Consider the following 16,378-nt stretch of genomic DNA (forward strand, 5'->3'; position numbering starts at 1 on the left):
CTTGACCGTCGGTGTCGACATTAGTTTTGCCAGGTATTCTGAGCCAGGGCTCAATCCGGATTGCACCGAAATGGTCGAGCACGCTTCCGCCAAAGGCCACGGCATCAGGATTTTCACGACGCTTGTGGGAATGAAGGGGCGGGATCTACAACGCTTGCAGGCGCTGCGGTTGGGGGTATTCGTGGTTCATGTTTTTGATGATGGCGCCCACATGAATAGCCGCCTTGTCGGAGACAAGTATCGCGATTTGGTTGGTCAACTCGTCGACGCCGACATCCCATCAATTCGATTCGTGGTTTTGGGCGAGGCCCATCCCGATATCGCCGACATTATCCCTGCCGAAGCCCTAGTTCGCGCGCGACCGGTGAGCAGCAGGGGTGGAAGCGTAGATCCTAAGATCGTAGAACCACGGCAGCCAGTAATCGGAGCGCTGATATGCGTGGACGAACGACAGTATCGGAATGTTCTCCTTCCAAACGGCGAGGTTACTCTCTGCTCCATGGATTTTGAGCGGCGTCACGTACTGGGCAACCTTCTATGCGACGAATACGGCGATCTCTTTAAAAGCCCAGTTTTTTGCGAAATCGTCGATCGCATGAACGGAGCGGATGGTTTTCTGCTCTGTAGGATGTGTGAATTTGCCGATCCAAACGACCGGGTGCTGACTGGGTGCCGGCCGACCGCCTGAGAGAGGCGGGCCGGCGAATGCTGCTTTGGACTTCAAATGCCCGGCGAAATCATTGCGTTTTTCGCGTCACGCGAGCGTGATCCCGTACGCGCGGGAGTCGGCCGCGATCATTTACGAGGCGAGCTCATCGAAAGGAGTCGTCGGCTTCCAATCGAGCTTGATGGCCGCCTTGGAGGCATCACCGATCAGCAAGTCAACCTCGATTGGCCCGAAACAACGTTTGTCTATTTGGATCAGCGCCTAGTTATTCCTGCGTTTCGCGGCCCAAATCGTCAACACCTTCGCCTTCCCAGAATATCTCCTTCCCGACCCGCCTGGAGGCAGCCTCGACAAAGCTGCGGACCGAATGCGTCTCGCTAGTCGCGAGCACCGTCAGGCTCGTGGTGATGCAGGATGGGGCACACGGCCTCGACATAGCTGTGTGACCGTCTTTAGCTGGATTCTGCGTCTCAAAATCCAGATCTCGCCTCCATCTTCCGCAAGACGGGAGAGACCTCCTGGGGCCCCCGGCTTCCGAAGGCGACTTTTTAGATTCCCGCCGCGAGAAGTGGCAAGAGCCTTCGCGCCACAGTCCATGAACCTGGGTTGCTGGCCGTCCTAAGAGAAAATTCCGATGCGGAGCTGCCCTATTAGCTACCGGCTCCTGGCAAGAGGACGGCGACGCGGCAAATATGCCACCGGCGCAAGGTTTTCCCCCTCATTGTCGGATACCCGACAGGATCACAAACCGCTAACCGTTGCTTTCATGAAAGTTTCCTTCTGGCACGTTTGATGCAGAGGATATTCCGAACACATCAGCGGATGCCCTCCTATGAGCAGGCTCAGGGAAAAATGCTGTCGCCGCATTCGAGATCGCGCCCTCGCTGACAGCCAAGTCGGTCAAAGGTCGGCGCATCATGGTGGAGGCGGGCGACTTCGCCCGATTAAAACACGGAATAAGATTGGAAAGCATCTCGGTGACCGAGACGCGATCATCGAAGCGGGCGGAGATACGTCGATCCCGTCCACGCACACAAGTCGTGGACATGAGTGTCGATCTCATCACTGGCCGGGATCCATGGGCTTCATACCCGACAATACGAAAGCGCGACTCAAACTCTAGCAAATCCAGCAGCACCGAGGTCGAGAATGCCCGCATGGACAGTAAGCCCAATGGGCATGGCCGGTATTCGCCGCGAAGATCACCTAATTGGGAAACACCTATAGGAGCAAGGCAAGTGGAACTCTCTTGCGTTGGAGTGGGTGCTGGGCCTTCTAATTTGAGCCTTGCGTGTCAGATACACGAGCAAATCGGGCAAGGGGCACTGTTCCTGGATCGGCAAGTCGACTTCCGCTGGCACCCAGGCAGCGCATTCGATTCCTCGGAGCTCCAGGTCAGCCACTTCAAGGATTTGGTCACGCTGGTAAACCCGCGATCAGCCTACACTTTCGTGAACTACCTGCATGAGAACGGGCGTCTGTACCACTTCCTCAATGCACAGTTTGAAGCCGTGCTCAGAGCTGAGTTCGAGCAATACCTGAACTGGGCCTTCTACAGGAACCCACTTGTCCGCGGCGGCGAGACGGTGCGCGAAATCCGCTTTGACGGCGAGTTTCGGGTGCGCACCGATAAGGCGATTCTCGGCGCCAGAAACGTCGTGGTCGGCATTGGCAAGCAGGCGCATATTCCGCCTCAGTTTCAGGGCTGGACTGGACGCAACCTGTTCCACTCATCTGAATTGCTGCACATTCATCCTGAGGTGCACAAAAAGCATGTCTGCGTGGTCGGCGGGGGACAGTCCGGAGCCGAGGTGCTGTTGCACCTTGTTGGTCTGCCAAAAGAACGGCGGCCTGTCTCGATAACCTGGGTCTCGCAGCGCGAAAACTACCTGCCCATCGACAACAGCCCGTTCACAAACGAGTTGTTCATGCCCTGCTTTTCGGATCGTTTCGCGGCAATGAGCGAGCCGCAGCGCAAGCTGTTCCTGCGGCGCTTCGTGCTTGCTTCGGACGGCATTTCGGAAAGCATGTTGCGCGCGATCTATCAGGCGCTATACCGCCACGCGTTTCTAGAGCCAAACCGATGCGATATCACACTGCGGCCGGGCTGCACTGTCTCGCACTGCATCAACGCCGGCGCGGGCCACAGACTCACCCTGCAGCACGGCATGGAGGAGGTCGAAGAAGTCACGGCCGACATCGTCCTCCTGGCCACCGGTTACGAGAACGCGGTGCCAGGCTTCTTGGAACCGATGGCGAACCGGCTGGAAAAGATCGACAACGAATTGGCTATTCGCGAAGATTTTTCGGTGTGCTGGGAAGGACCGCGTGACAAACGCATCTTCGTACAAAACGCGAGCCTAGGACAGCGTGGGCTGGCTGATCCGAATCTAAGCCTGCTGGCCTGGCGAGCGCGTCGCATCCTCGACAGCCTTCTGGGGCGCGCGCCGCGAGCCAACCCCGAGTATCCCGGCTTCATCAGCCCTACCTCTGTCGAGAGCTGGTCCGACACCGTCGCAGAAGAAATGGGCAGCGGGATATGACCGGCCGACTGCGGATCATTGGCGGTGGCATCCAAGGAATGATTCCGCCTTCACTGCAGCGGAGGCTGGAGAGCGAGACGCACTTAGCGTCGCCCATATGCCGTGGAGTACTGTTTCCGTCGACCCATAACCTGACCAGCGCCCGATTGCCCTAACCGAAATATTCGACCAACCAGTCTTTCCAACAGGAGGCTTTTTCGCATGTTGACTGATGCACAAAGAGAAAGTGGCAGAAAGACGGATATGTCAGGCTCGAAAGATTCTTCGATCCCGCAGCTTGGAACGCATCTCCAGCTTTGTTGAAGATGTATCACGCTGGGATGTCAGCGATGATAAATGGCTCATGTGGTTCGAGAAAACGACGGACAATCGAAAGATCACCTCTAAGGTCGAGAATTTTCTCGAATTCCATGATCCCTTGCGTCATTTGCTACTATAACAGCGCATAAAGTCTGCGGTCGAGGAATTGCTCGGCGAAGGCTCGCGCAGGCTCAAGGAATTGCTGATCTTCCACTATGCCGACAGCGGCGGCTATCGCCCGCATCAAGACATTTATCACATTCCACACAGAGTGCCCGACCGGATGGTCCATGCGGTCGTTGCCATCGGCATTGACGACTCCGACCCGGATAACGGCGGACTTTTCTTCAGCCCTGGCAACCACAAGAAGGGAGTACTTCCCATGTATGCCGGCGGGGTGATGGATCCTGAAGTCGCCAAAATGTTTTCCTGGGAACCGGTAGTATGGAAGGCGGGCGACATCTTCATCGTCGATGATTACGCACCGCATTACTCAAAACCGAACAAAAGCAATCGTTCCAGGCGGACACTCTACTTGGTGTTCCAGCGTGCTTCAGCTGGTGGACCGACACGCGCTGAATACAACGTGCTTAAGCGCGCTCTTAATCCGCCCGAGGGCAAAGTGGCCGATCTCGACAGACTCAAGCCCCCAAACGGCATTTTTTATCGATATTGAGCTCACGGTGGCAAACGAGGCATGCACACGGCCTTTGGTCGCGATTGGAATACGGCGAGGCCCAGCAATGACTGGCAGATCGTCCATTTCTTCGGTTTCGACAATTCCTTCTACCACGCGCTACTCTACCCCGCTCTTTATGCCGAGGTGTTCTCCCACTGGACGCCGCGCATCCGCTATCATGTGAACGAGTTTTACCTGCTCGACGGCCAGAAGTTCTCGACCAGCCGCGGTCATGCGGTCTGGGGCAAGGAGGTTCTTAGCCCAAAGACAGTCGATGTCGTCCGTCTTCATTTGGGCCTGACACGCCCGGAAGGTGAGCGGACGAACTTCATGCGAGACGCGCTACGCCGCACCGAGAACGAGATATTCCAACGGATATGGCTGAATTGGCTTGATGGGCTGGACCAGGAAATCAAGCAAGACTTTGGTGGCCGTGTGCCCGACGCAGGCGACTGGGCTCCGGCCGACCGCGCCTTCTTTGCTCGGATAGAGATCCATCGCGCGGCGATGGAACGCGCCTATTCGGACGATGGCTTCTCGGTCCGGCGCGCGGCCGCGCAGGCCTGCGATTTCGTGAGCGATTGTGTAGTCTACCGACAGGCACAAGACTATGAAGCGGCGCGACGTCTCTATCCCGCCCGCACCCGCACTTCGCTCGCCCTTCAGACGACGGCCACTGCAATCCTGGCGCAGACACTCGCACCGCTGATGCCCCGATTTGCCAGCACGTTGGCGCGAGGCATCGACGGCATCTCAACCGAAACATGGCCGCGGTCGGTCCAGAGGCTTGCGCCCGCAATGACCTTTGATCTCGAACCCGTGCTGGCCTTCTATGCCAGAGCAGAGACTCCTGTTCTCAATGAGGAGGAGGCATAATAGCCTATCGTAATTTCGAACAGATTTGGGCGGCAAACAAAGCCGATGATGCCGAAGCTTTACTCGCTACCACTGGTTGCCGAAGGCCACCCCCAGACCATAGACACAAACACTGGCCGGCCTTAACCAACTTATCGTCGAGACGCTGGCCCGCGCCTTGGAGGATCGCTAGGTTGACAGCTTTCGAGCGATTGCCATTCGTGCGGCAATGCCGAGCGGGCTCAACTGCGCTGACCAACTTTTTCGGAATCGCAGGACCTATAGCTAGCCGGTCGAGAAGGTCATGCGGTTCGGGGCGCTGGGTCAGCCTAGCGCGCCCTGGATAGTGCCCAATGGCGGGACAACGCCTCTCGTCTATAGGAATGACCGGCCCCTATTTGCTGGCCGAATGCCGATTCGAGCCAATCGAGCTTCTAGGACGACGGGCCATCTGCGGCGCAGATAAGTATGGTCGCGCTCGAACGTGAGCCGATCGTGTCGCTCGATCCCTGGCTGGAGAAGGGGAGCCAGCGCAGAACAACCGTACTTTGGTACAGCATTGCGTGTTGTCGGCGCTCAACGCCGCGCGGATCGAACGCAATGCCCGCCGCCATGCCAATCGGGTGGTGAATTGAGTATACGCTGCCAAGCAATCATCACATGGGGCGGTGGCCGCGCTTCTAGACAGCTGGACCTCGGCGACAGATCACGCCACTGGTCGACGATTGGGCAAGCGTGGGGCCTTTGGAATGATCGGATGCCAGGGTGTGTTCCCGGTTGAGCTGTCGATCCCGGTTTCGGGGTTTCATCGCGGGGCATGGTCATTTGTGACTCGAATACCGCCCTCGGTGGCAGTGATGCGGCGCCCCATGGGCAGAAGCGATAAGCTCAGCTACATTTGATCCAGGCCACCAAATCGAAAAGACTTACGTCGTGACCCCGTGTCCTGCGCGATGTCACGTTCCGCAGGGGGCCGGGTGAGATCCACGACCTTTCAACGGCATCGTCGGGCTTACCCGCTTCGCCTCGCAGCGGAAGCAGACGCGAAATCCTGAGCACTGCGGTGGTGTACAGGAACCTGCAACGCTTCCCAACCTTTGTGACGAAGATATGGGAGGTGCATGCGGCAAGCTGCATCCGGCGTCTAGCGACGCAGGATCTGGTGGAAGCACTCGACGGCACTCGACGCGCTGGGCCTCGTCGGCCCGGCTCTAGGAGAAAAGATCAGGCATGAGCCAGCAGCCAGGCGCTGCATACGGGCGTCAGTTGTGGAGATCGCCCGCGCATGGCCGGCGCCGAATGATGCTAGATGAGCCGACGCCGACATTACCGCAGGGCAGACAGCCAAGCGGTTCTCGCCCTCAAGCGTCTGACGCATGATGCGTGTCCAAAAGCTGACAGCGGCAGAAAACATGTCGGGTTCAAAACAACCGGCCGTCTTGGGCTTGTGAGGTTTCGAGGCCGAATCAGCCATTTACTGCGGGGCTAAGCGCGCTGGCACGACGTTTGCTGTTTGAGATCGGCAATACTGAGTGAGGGATGATCGCGTGAGAACACGCAAGACATTGATGGGTCTCCTAACCGGTGTGTTCCGTTTCTGAGAGAAGAACAAGCTCGCGCATAAACGTCAGGAAAGGTGTGGGAATGGGAGCAACATGTTGCGTAGTGAGTCCCCGGCTCCTCCGATCAAAGTGGACGACTGGCTGCGTGGCGAACCCTTACGAACTTTCAGCCCGGCAAGGTGTAGGGATGACAAGTGGAATGGAAACCTGGTCAATTCGCCCACTTTCTGCGGCGCGCCCGGAGGACGAGACCTGAAATTGAGGAAACGAAATGTCTCACGCAGCGCTTGGCCCGGCCGTCAACAAGGACGGAGAGGCCCTTGCCCGCCCGTTCATCAAATGCCTCCTGCGGCTGATCCGTGCTCAGGACATCCACGGCTCATGCCAATGGAAATCGGACAGCGGGCGGCTGGCCGATTTCATCATCACCAAGGAACTGCGCCGGAATATCCAATCATTGGCAGTCCGGATTCGGACGCGCTGTGGAGGCTCGACATGTTTAGACGACCGGTGCTTCGGGCGCGTGCTTTTCACGGTCGGGCAGTTCGCCGGTCTGTCGAAGGCATCACCGGTTCGGCTTCGAGACGTTCCGGAAATTCGCGGACACCGGCGCGAAGCTGGTCGGCGATGCGACTGCAGCTATTGCCTATCCCGACGTGGCGCGGGCGTGAAGAAACCGATTTTCGAGGAAGGAACATGTCAAACCTGGATGAGATGGCGAAGAAAGTCCGAAAGCTTCAACTGCGCGCGGCAATTGCCAAGACGAACTTGCGCGACCTTGCCGAGGGTCTCCCGGTCAAATGGATTGAGATAGAGGAAGTCGCCGAGAAAACGCATGCCGTTTATGCCGAGTTGGATGGTGCCAGGAGAGAGCTCGCCAAAATGAAGACTGTACGATGAGGAGCACGTTCATTAGCCGCGACGGCTCCATATGGGTGCCGGAATATCTGACCGCTATAGATGGCGCGACCTGCATCGGCTGCGGCCGCTGCTTCAATGTCTGCTCGCGCGAGGTCATGCACCTTCATGGCGTCGATGACGCGGGCGAAATCCTCGGCGCCTGCGACGGCGGTGACGACGATTTCGATGGTGAGCTCAATCGCATGATCATGGTTGTCGACCATGCCGGCCGCTGCATTGGCTGCGGAGCCTGCGGCCGCGTCTGCCCAAAGAACTGCCAGACCCATGTCGCAGCCGACCAGATCGCAGCATGAGTTGCATGATTTGACGAGACAAAATCAGGAGAACGGCATTGCGCTTCATCAACTTTTGTTGGCTCCTCGGGCTGGTCCTGTGCGGCAACGCTGTGACGATTTACATTGCTTCGCATTCGTTCCGTCTAGCAGTCATCACGACGCTGGGCTGTTCGCTACTTCTTCAGCTGGGCTATTTCGCAAGTGTGCTCTTTCTGATTTGGCGATCCAGCTGCGCTGGCAAAGCCAGGCAAGGGGCTGAGCTTTTCGATAGGTCCCAGGAAGTTCGGTACCAGTCGCGCGACGATGATGAGCATAGGAATGAACCTCAAGACGTGCCCCAGCGCAATCAAACGCTCGGCATATTGCTGCTCCTCCCTTGATGCGCCGTACCAAGATCAGAGCTCAGATTCATCACTTTGTTCAAGTTTGATTATTGAGGTCAGGGTTGGCTGGTATGGTCGAAGGCGACGGCATTCTCATCGTTCTAACGCCAGGGGAATGCAGTTTCGGTTCTCCCGGCAATGGTAGTCGATCGCAGCGCACGGCACGCGGGTTGCTTCGTGTCGAAGGCGAACGAAGCGCCGGAAAACATAACACGTGTGAAGGTGGCACATGTCCGGCTCTGCCACAGCCGTATGATGTTCGTGCGGGCCTATCCACGCAAGACGCAGGAGATGGTGTTGGATGCCCACGACCGGGCCTTCGCTTTCTTCGGCGGGGCCTGCACGCGCGGCATCTACGACAAAATGAAGACGGCGGTGGAGACGGTCTTTTGGGCAAGGACCGGCATTACAATCGCCGCTTCCTGCAGATGTGCAGCCATTACCTGGTGCAGCCGGTCGCCTCACCCCGGCCTCCGGCTGGGAGAAGGGGCAGGTCGAGAACCACGTCGGGCTGATGCGCGAGCGCTTCTTCACACCACGGCTGCGCTTCAGGAGCTACGAGGAGCTGAACGACTTGCTGCTCGACAAGTGCGTCGCCTGGGCTAAGGCCCACCGCCATGTCGATCAGCCGGACCGCACGAATTGGGAGGTGTTCGAGGAGGAACGCGGCAGGCGCGCCCCATCAAATACCAGCTGACCGTCGCCAAGCTGCCGCTCGCCAAGGAGACCGAGGACGTCGACTTCACCGACACGCCGGTCAGCGAGGCCCTCGTCTGCGGGCTCGCCAACGGCACCTTCGTCGCCGACCAGCGCAATGCCGTGCTCATCGGCGGCACCGGAACCGGCAAGTCGCACCTGGCGATCGCCATCGCGCGCGCCCTGATCCGCAACGGTTCACGCGACCGCTTCTTCAACGTCGGCGATCTCGTCAACCGGCTTGAGACGGAGCACCGAAACGGCAAGCAGGGACGCATCGCTGACTACCTCACCCGACCTGTTTTCGTCGTCCTCGACGAACTCGGCTATCTCCCCTTCGTCCAAGCCGGCGGGCAGCTTCTCTTCCATCTCATCAGTCGGCTCTACGAACGCACCTCCATCATCGTCACCACCAACCTGGCATTCGGCGAATGGCCGAGTCGGCAACCCAGAGCTGATTGGGCCCGTCGCAGACGATGTCCCGGGCGAGGTTCGGGAAGATCGGCTGATTGTGATCGCTGTTCGTGGTCACCATGCATGCAGAGCCCCCTTTAGAAACTCCAGTTCCAGAGCCTGCTTGCCGACTAGCCGTTCGAGCGCGGCAATGCGCGCCTCATAAGCTTGGAGACGATCGGCCGCTGCGGCATCCTCATCGAGAGTGCCCGCCTGAAACTTCTCGACCATGGAGGGTACAGTGAGTTCCTTCTTTAAGAGTGATAGTCCGCCCTTTGCATCAGCCGGCGAACTTCGGAGCTAAACCCGGTCACCGCCAGTTCGCCCGGTCGGCATGGCAGCGAACGGCCCTGCGGGTGCCCTCTGGTTCAGGCGTCGGTCGATGCCGAAAGGCACGTTCGGCATTGTCCAATAGCCGACAATGTCGAGTACGGAGCGTAGAGGGAGCTGACTCTCGGGTGTTTTTGACGCTTTCGCCTTGGCACGGTACATGCACGCTATTCAGCAAAAGGCACCGACTGAGTGGTCCCACCGCCACGAGAGTCGCTGACTTACGCCACCTCCCAAAGCGTAGCGGCCCGGCAGCGAGCTCAGTCTCCTGCCGGGCATACCCTTTCAGAGGTACTCGCGCTCGGAACTTCAAATTAGGGGGCGCAATGCCCGGCTGAAGAGGATTGCGTCGAATGGAATATGAAGGCCGTTTCGAGGGCTCTCCGATGGCACCTGGCCGGAGCGCAAAGGGAGCGTTGCTGTGCCCATGCGGGTGGGTTCACGCTCAGGTGTTCGTCGACATCCGACAATTGTGTCGGCTTCGTCGGTTTGACGACACAGCCTTGTTTGGCCGGCGCCTTGCTCTGGCCAAATCGAATTCCATATCGCCGATTCCGTTGCCAAGTGCGGGACAATTCGATGCGGAGCCGAACGCATTGGCAAGGATGGTACGTTTTTCGAACCCACGGTCCTCAACGAGATTTCCGACGTGATGGCGGTAGCGCAGGAGGAGACATTCGGGCCGGTTGGCGTGCCGATCATTCGGTTCGACAATGCGGATCAGGTCGTGCGTGAGGATTGCCGCCCAGTTCGAGGCTGACCTTCTTGAGCACTGGCGCATGAGCACCCGGCCAATCTCGGTCGAGCCGGCGAAGCTAATCTTTCGGACCTTGGGATTGGCGCAGAATTCACGGCCGTCGCCATCACGGACGCAAAGATCAAGTTGACGATGCCCTTGGGAAAGCCCTCCTGATGGGCGAGGGCGAACATTGCGCCAGCCACGAGCGGGCGTCTGTTCAGCGGGCTTGAGGACGATTGTGCAGCCGCACGTCGATGACGCAGGCGGAATCCTCGGTATGTGCGCGGGCCGGGACGACGACGTCGACGGCGAGCTCTAGCGCATGGTCATGGTCGTCGATCCAGGCCGGCCGCTGCATCGGCTGCGGCGCCTGCGGCCGCGTCTGCCCGAAGAACTGCCAGATCCACCTAGCGGCCGTCACGCTGGCTTCCTCACTGCTTCTTCAGCTGGCCCATTCGCAAGCGTGCTCTGTCTGGTCTGGCCTCGCAAAGCTGCCAGTCGCGCAGATGCCGATCGCGCGTCCTCTTTGGTTTCCTATGCGATGGTCGCCTCATCGCAGCATGCCGACATATGGGTCGCTTCGTCTCAATCGCAAGGAAAGCGCTGGAAATCCCCAGGGCTCTGATGGGAGGTCGGAGAGCGCGGCCGACCAATCCAAGCAGCGCTCATGGAACGAGTTTTGCGTGGCTATTTCAGCCGAATGATCATCGCCGGAGAGAATATGCTGGAAAAATTCGAGCGTTACCCGCTCACCTTTGGACCCACAGCCATTGAGAAGCTCGACCGGCTCGGCAAGCATCTGGGAGGAAAGGTGGAAATCTACGCCAAACGAGAGGACTGCAACTCCGGTCTGGCGTTGGGCGGCAACAAGCTGCGCAAGCTCGAATACATCATCCCCGACGCCATCGCGTCGGATGCCGATACGCTCGTCACCATCGGCGGCGTGCAGTCCAACCACACGCGGATGGTCGCCGCCGTTGCCGCCAAGATCGGCATGAAATGTCTCCTGGTTCAGGAGAGCTGGGTTCCACATGAGGATGTCGTCTACGACCGCGTTGGCAACATTCTCTTGAGCCGCATCATGGGAGCGGAGGTGCATCTGGTCGACGATGGCTTTGACATCGGCATCCGCCACAGTTGGGAAAAAGCGCTCTATGAGGTCAAGGCAAGGGGCGGAAGGCCCTATGCGATACCAGCCGGGGCATCTGTTCACCCGAATGGAGGCCTCGGCTATGTGGGGTTCGCGGAGGAAGTGCGCGCCCAGGAGAAACAGCTTGGGTTTGGCTTCGATCGCATCGTTGTTTGCACTGTTACGGGTTCAACGCATGCCGGCATGCTCGTCGGATTCGCCAAGGACGGTCGACACCGCAACGTGATTGGTATCGATGCCTCTGCTACCCCGGCCAAGACTAAGGCGCAGGTGCTAAGCATTGCCCGACATACAGCGACCCTCGTCGAGCTCGGATCGGAACTTGCCGAGGATGACGTGGTGTTGCTCGAGGACTACGCGTACCCGCGTTATGGCATTCCATCCGAGGAAACCAAGGAGGCGATCCGCCTGAGCGCGCGGCTTGAGGGTATGATTACGGATCCCGTCTATGAGGGCAAATCGATGCAAGGGATGATCGACCTCGTCCAAAAAGGCTTCTTTCCAGAGGGCTCGAGGATCCTCTACGTGCATCTCGGCGGCGCCCCGGCCATCAATGGTTATGGCTACACCTTTCGCAATGGCTGATGCTCGACATATCTCGACGTGCTGTGCCTGCCGTAACAGCGCTGCGCCACGTTTGACCGAAGGCCCGTGGCAAATCGCAGCGGTCAGCTGCCAACTGCCGCCACGACGTGGGGTCGTGGCGCTGGCATGCTTGCCAGTATTTGCCTGTGCTCAATGTGCCCCTGGAGCCGCATAAAAAGGGAGCAGACGTGGCCGTTTAACGTTTTTTGTCATTTTGCGGTGCGGCGATGATCGCCGCAAATTTGACAAATTGTAAACCACCGAAGATGTCGCGCAGGCGCGGAGGTACCTAACTGATCAGGTATGGAAGCTGTAACCAAGCGTGCTCGAGCTGGTCGTCGTCGGCGAGCACATCGCCGGACACCCCAGCGCGGCGGTGAACTGGGCCAGCGTGAGCGAGGGAAGAGGCGTCCCCCGCGAGCGTGACAACGGGCAGGTCGGTATCCGGCTTAACGACGGCTTGCTTTACCTATTGCGAGCGTCGACGAGATCGTCCCCACCTGGCGCTTTTAGCACTACGTGCGGAGAGGGGTTTGGGGCTACGACATCGCCGAGCCGCTCTATACCGAGGGGCGCGCTAGGGGAGGCGACGATGAGGTCAAGTTGTCCCCCGATCGCCTCTATGTAGCTCTTGAGTGTCGACAGATACATATCGGCCTGCTTCTCGGTCTTCGAGACCGAGGGCTGCTTGATCTTGAGGGTCGAGGCAATCTCTGCCTGGGCTTTCCCAGCCACCGCGGCTCGCCGAGCTCTCGACCCTGGAAGCCCCTGCTGGCGAACCGTGTTCGAGTGGACGACGCGGCCCAAAGGTCGCGCCAGACCCGGTTCACGGCGCTGCTCCACCACGTTGAGGTCAAGGCGCTCGTAAGGGCATTTCGGCGCCTTCGGCGGAGAGCAGCACCCGGAATAGGCGGTGTGACTGTGGCGGCCTACGAAGCGGAGCTGCAAGCACTCCAGCCAACAACGGCGAAATCGGATGCTTCCACCCCTCTTCACGGGTCGGAATATCAACGCATTAGCCGTTGTTCAGGGCCAACGAAGTATCTGGCTATGGAGCAGCCGTCGACGGTGGAAGCGAGCACGTCCGCGGCTCTGCAGCTGCCGACGGGCGCGGGCCAACGGCTGACGCGCCGCTCACTTCTCCGGGCGGTGCGGAGATGTAGCATGATGCGTAGACATAGCCGGTCGTGCGCTCCAAGCGATCCTCTATTCCAAGCTCGGCCATAGCAGTCAGGATCGCCTGCCGTTCCGTGATTGTGGAGAAGCGGCGCTGGCGTTGTCTGAACCGGTCTACGAGCCTGGTTTCCAATGCATAATCCCGCAGGGCCGCGGCGATGTTGTCATAGCTGAAGGGGTGCATTGCGAAGACGACGACCCACGGGCGTGATGCCGCCGAGGCGTCATATACGCGTGCAAAGGTTCGCTCCGTGGCGTAACCCACACAGCCTGTGCTGATAACGATGTCCGCGTCCGCCAGGGCGCGACGTTCCTTCACCGTTAAGGCCCGGGTTTCCAGATTAACCGGGATGCCGGCCTCCAGCAGGCCTTGGTTCTGCGCATAGCGAACAGCGCGAAATGATGGGTCCACGCCGACGAACCGGATGTCGTCACGAAGGCCGCGATCGCGAAAGAACGCGCGATGCTCGATTTCGTGTCGGCGTGACAGCGATCCGCTGGAGCCTAGATATGCAGCATACAGATCGTCGAGATCGAGATCGGTGCGCAGTAAGGCAGCGTTGACGCCATAGGAGCAACCGATATCGATAATCTTTAACTTTGTCTTGTTTCGAAGGCGTCGATAATTGGCGAAAATTCTTTCGAAGACCGGCTTGGCTTTATCTGGGAGTATATAGTCCAAGTCCAAATGTGCGCGAAAATAGGCGTGCGGCCACTTGCGGTTGTATGCTCCGGAGAAGTCGTGCTTCACCCACTGAATGCTGCTGCGCGCACTTGCCATCTCACTATTGTCCTTCACACTACCCCTTGCCTTTGGGGATCGCAGGCGACGGTCTTCTGCCCGAGATCGACAGGCGCGGCGAGCGAATTCGATCGCGTTTACCCGCGACTTGAATTCCGGTCGGCAGCAGCTGCCGCATCGCAAGGGAGGAGCTTCAACATTCGTGCCAATTGCACGGGAAAAAGCTGCAGAATTTTTTTGCATGTTTTTCAATAACTAATCGGGCGTGCAGCAGGAAACCAGACCGACCATCACCGTGTCGCGGACGCGACTACCCGACAGTAGGTGTCCCCGAGGAGCGGGCGGACAGGATTCTTCCGGGATTTTGCCGCAAACTCTGAGTAGCCCTTGAACAGGGGAGTTTGCCTGTCCATCAGGCAATCTAGGCAACGGCAACTACCCTGGGAGGGGGCGCATGGTCTTATCGGCATTCAGGTTCTTCCTAGCCATCCGGTGATCGCTTCGCCGGAGGCTACGGTTATTCACCAAACTTGCGAGGTCTTCCTGGCTGGTCTCGGCGGCGACGGTGACCGAGCTTAAGCAGCTCCTTGGCCTTTGCGGCTCTTGGAAGAAATGTGAGTGCGGCTCGCCGGGTCGTCGCCGACGATGTGACGGCAAGGAGGGTCTTCACGCCATTCTGCTCTCAAGCGCCGCAGCCGCGGGCATTAATTGATCACGGATGCAGCAACCTGTTTCCCGTCGACTATCGTCATATTCCCATGCGTTCGGAGGCGTAACTTCCCCGGGGTCGTCGGGAAGACGACAGTGCGGTTGCCGTTCAAGAAGCGCTGATGGATATGGGCGTGGACTGCCCGTGCAAGGACTTGACTTTCGACGTCCCGGCCTATCGAGACATAGTCTCCGGCGCTTTGGGCGTGGGTAACGCGAGCCGTGTCCTGTTCGATAATCGGGCCCTCATCGAGATCGGCTGTGCATAATGCGCCGTAACCCCGATCAGCTTGACGCCGCGCTCATAAGCCTGCTTGTAGGGATTGGCGCCCTTGAAGCTCGGCAGGAAAGAGTGATGGATGTTGATGATCTTGCCCGACATCTTGTGGCACATGGCATCCGACAGCACCTGCATGTAGCGAGCAAGCAGGATCAGTTCGGTGCCTGAGCTTTCAACCAACTGCATAATCTGGGCTTCGGCCTGCGGCTTGTTTTCCTTCGTCACCTTAATGTGGTGAAAGGGAATGTCATGGTTCACCACGACCTTTTGGTAGTCGAAATGGTTTGAGAGGACGCCGACGATGTCGATCGGCAGAGCCCCAATCCGCCAACGATACAAAAGGTCATTGAGGCAGTGGCCAAAGCGCCAGACCATCAATAGCGCCTTCATCCTTTGCGTTTGTATGTGAAGCTCTGCTTCCATTCGAAATTTTTCGGCGATTGGTCTTAGCCCCTCGGCGAGTGCTTCGGCTCGTTGCCCGTCCTCGGATATGAAAGAGACGCGCATAAAGAAGCGGCCAGTGCTAAGATCGTCGAATTGCGAGCTATCGACCGATTTTGCAACCCATTTCGCAAAGAAACCGGAAATGACGGCTACTATTCCTCGCGTTTGATTGACACGTTGCTGTCAGGACATAAGTGGTCAGTCGTTGCCTTTAAGGGTTGTGGGAAACAAGGTTCGCTTCTTCGTGACGCGAGAAGGTGGCCACAAAAGCGGCTCGAAGCTTTCGGAGCCCGGCCTGTCGTCCATGGCATAAGGTCACCCGACCAAAACAAAACGTCGCGACCCGGCGGCGTCAGGAGATCAAATAAGGACGCGCCAAACGCTCAGGTCCACTTTCCCTCCGGATAACTGCAACGACGGTCTTGCTGCTCCACATTTCGCGGTGCCGCAGGACCGCGGCCAATGCGCGGGGCGATGCCGCCGCGAAACGCAACACGTCCCGGCCGAAGATCGACGTCAATCCCGCAAGACACCATCGGATCGCGCGGCGCGGCCTCGACCTCGACCGGAATGAAACTGGGTAGGCACCCCTCGCGCGGACAACGCCAGCGGCGTAGCGCAAACAGGCCTCGGCTGTCGCCATTACGATCACCTCCGAGACGTTCGCGCCCGCTTCCGCGCCTTCTCATCGTCCGATCACGTCTGATGCTGCCGGCGGCCAGAAATCAGCTCGATCCGCCGATAGCCGCTGAAGGCTTCAAGCCTGGAACTAAGCCTGACTGCATCAGAACATCGCAATACTCTCGTCTCAACATCGGCAAAAGTATCCGTCACTCCGAGATCACGTGAGGAGCTGATGACACTTACGATGATGATTGTCATGGAAGGTT

At 58.6% G+C, this 16,378-nt stretch carries 14 protein-coding genes and 6 pseudogenes; 12 read left to right on the forward strand and 8 right to left on the reverse strand.

Annotation, left to right across the window (positions count from 1 at the left end):
• Position 1 precedes the first annotated feature (1 nt).
• A complete protein-coding gene (locus AC0L15_RS07955) occupies positions 2 to 688 on the forward strand; it encodes a radical SAM/SPASM domain-containing protein (protein ID WP_473496137.1) in 687 nt (228 codons plus the stop codon).
• Between the two features lie 111 nt (positions 689 to 799).
• Here AC0L15_RS07955 and AC0L15_RS07960 read toward each other — a convergent pair whose 3' ends face one another.
• A complete protein-coding gene (locus tag AC0L15_RS07960) occupies positions 800 to 880 on the reverse strand; it encodes a hypothetical protein (protein WP_473496215.1) in 81 nt (26 codons plus the stop codon).
• 538 nt (positions 881 to 1,418) lie between these two features.
• Positions 1,419 to 1,826, reverse strand: coding sequence for a hypothetical protein (locus AC0L15_RS07965; RefSeq protein WP_473496138.1), 408 nt, complete (start codon positions 1,824 to 1,826; stop codon positions 1,419 to 1,421).
• A gap of 100 nt (positions 1,827 to 1,926) precedes the next feature.
• On the opposite strand from AC0L15_RS07965, the gene AC0L15_RS07970 reads away from it, so the two are divergent.
• The 8 genes and pseudogenes from AC0L15_RS07970 to AC0L15_RS08005 form a co-directional block, all read left to right on the forward strand.
• Positions 1,927 to 3,210 (forward strand): lysine N(6)-hydroxylase/L-ornithine N(5)-oxygenase family protein, encoded by a 1,284-nt coding sequence (locus AC0L15_RS07970; protein WP_473496216.1) that lies wholly within the window; start codon positions 1,927 to 1,929, stop codon positions 3,208 to 3,210.
• 466 nt (positions 3,211 to 3,676) lie between these two features.
• Positions 3,677 to 4,186 carry a phytanoyl-CoA dioxygenase family protein gene (locus tag AC0L15_RS07975; protein WP_473496139.1) on the forward strand — a complete coding sequence of 170 codons (510 nt, stop codon included), beginning with the start codon at positions 3,677 to 3,679 and terminating at the stop codon, positions 4,184 to 4,186.
• Positions 4,187 to 4,207: 21 nt separating this feature from the next.
• Complete coding sequence (locus AC0L15_RS07980; protein WP_473496140.1) at positions 4,208 to 5,065, forward strand: class I tRNA ligase family protein; 858 nt, start codon at positions 4,208 to 4,210, stop codon at positions 5,063 to 5,065.
• Positions 5,066 to 7,302: 2,237 nt separating this feature from the next.
• On the forward strand, positions 7,303 to 7,506 hold the full coding sequence (locus AC0L15_RS07985) for a CCE_0567 family metalloprotein (protein ID WP_473496217.1): 204 nt from the start codon (positions 7,303 to 7,305) through the stop codon (positions 7,504 to 7,506).
• Complete coding sequence (fdxB, locus tag AC0L15_RS07990; RefSeq protein ID WP_473496141.1) at positions 7,503 to 7,820, forward strand: ferredoxin III, nif-specific; 318 nt, start codon at positions 7,503 to 7,505, stop codon at positions 7,818 to 7,820. The genes AC0L15_RS07985 and fdxB overlap by 4 nt, the downstream gene beginning before the upstream one ends.
• Positions 7,821 to 7,912: 92 nt before the next feature.
• Positions 7,913 to 8,182 carry an exopolysaccharide production repressor protein gene (locus tag AC0L15_RS07995; RefSeq protein WP_473496218.1) on the forward strand — a complete coding sequence of 90 codons (270 nt, stop codon included), beginning with the start codon at positions 7,913 to 7,915 and terminating at the stop codon, positions 8,180 to 8,182.
• Positions 8,183 to 8,395: 213 nt separating this feature from the next.
• Positions 8,396 to 8,867, forward strand: a pseudogene (gene istA, locus AC0L15_RS08000) (IS21 family transposase); the annotation flags it as partial.
• Positions 8,852 to 9,322: pseudogene (locus tag AC0L15_RS08005) on the forward strand (ATP-binding protein); the annotation flags it as partial. The pseudogenes istA and AC0L15_RS08005, both read left to right, overlap by 16 nt.
• Positions 9,323 to 9,409: 87 nt before the next feature.
• On the opposite strand, the gene AC0L15_RS08010 reads toward AC0L15_RS08005, so the two are convergent.
• A complete protein-coding gene (locus AC0L15_RS08010) occupies positions 9,410 to 9,565 on the reverse strand; it encodes a hypothetical protein (protein ID WP_473496142.1) in 156 nt (51 codons plus the stop codon).
• A gap of 628 nt (positions 9,566 to 10,193) precedes the next feature.
• On the opposite strand from AC0L15_RS08010, the pseudogene AC0L15_RS08015 reads away from it, so the two are divergent.
• A pseudogene (locus AC0L15_RS08015) lies at positions 10,194 to 10,400 on the forward strand (aldehyde dehydrogenase family protein); the annotation flags it as partial.
• Between the two features lie 84 nt (positions 10,401 to 10,484).
• Here AC0L15_RS08015 and AC0L15_RS08020 read toward each other — a convergent pair.
• Positions 10,485 to 10,682: pseudogene (locus tag AC0L15_RS08020) on the reverse strand (succinate-semialdehyde dehydrogenase (NADP(+))); the annotation flags it as partial.
• Here AC0L15_RS08020 and AC0L15_RS08025 point away from each other — a divergent pair.
• Positions 10,654 to 10,834 (forward strand): annotated as a pseudogene (locus AC0L15_RS08025) (4Fe-4S binding protein); the annotation flags it as partial. The pseudogenes AC0L15_RS08020 and AC0L15_RS08025 overlap by 29 nt on opposite strands.
• Positions 10,835 to 11,124: 290 nt before the next feature.
• Positions 11,125 to 12,138, forward strand: a complete 1,014-nt coding sequence (locus tag AC0L15_RS08030; RefSeq protein WP_473496219.1) for a 1-aminocyclopropane-1-carboxylate deaminase — start codon at positions 11,125 to 11,127, stop codon at positions 12,136 to 12,138.
• Positions 12,139 to 12,603: 465 nt separating this feature from the next.
• On the opposite strand, the gene AC0L15_RS08035 is transcribed toward AC0L15_RS08030, so the two are convergent.
• The 4 genes and pseudogenes from AC0L15_RS08035 to AC0L15_RS08050 form a co-directional block, all read right to left on the reverse strand.
• Entirely contained in the window at positions 12,604 to 12,873 is a 270-nt protein-coding gene (locus AC0L15_RS08035; RefSeq protein ID WP_473496143.1) for a helix-turn-helix domain-containing protein, read from the reverse strand.
• Between the two features lie 313 nt (positions 12,874 to 13,186).
• Positions 13,187 to 14,095 (reverse strand): hypothetical protein, encoded by a 909-nt coding sequence (locus AC0L15_RS08040; RefSeq protein WP_473496144.1) that lies wholly within the window; start codon positions 14,093 to 14,095, stop codon positions 13,187 to 13,189.
• A 709-nt stretch (positions 14,096 to 14,804) separates the two neighbouring features.
• Positions 14,805 to 15,690 (reverse strand): annotated as a pseudogene (gene purU / locus AC0L15_RS08045) (formyltetrahydrofolate deformylase).
• Between the two features lie 494 nt (positions 15,691 to 16,184).
• Positions 16,185 to 16,370 carry a hypothetical protein gene (locus AC0L15_RS08050; protein WP_473496145.1) on the reverse strand — a complete coding sequence of 62 codons (186 nt, stop codon included), beginning with the start codon at positions 16,368 to 16,370 and terminating at the stop codon, positions 16,185 to 16,187.
• Between the last annotated feature and the right edge of the window lie 8 nt (positions 16,371 to 16,378).

This window comes from Mesorhizobium sp. WSM4846, from assembly GCF_055811415.1.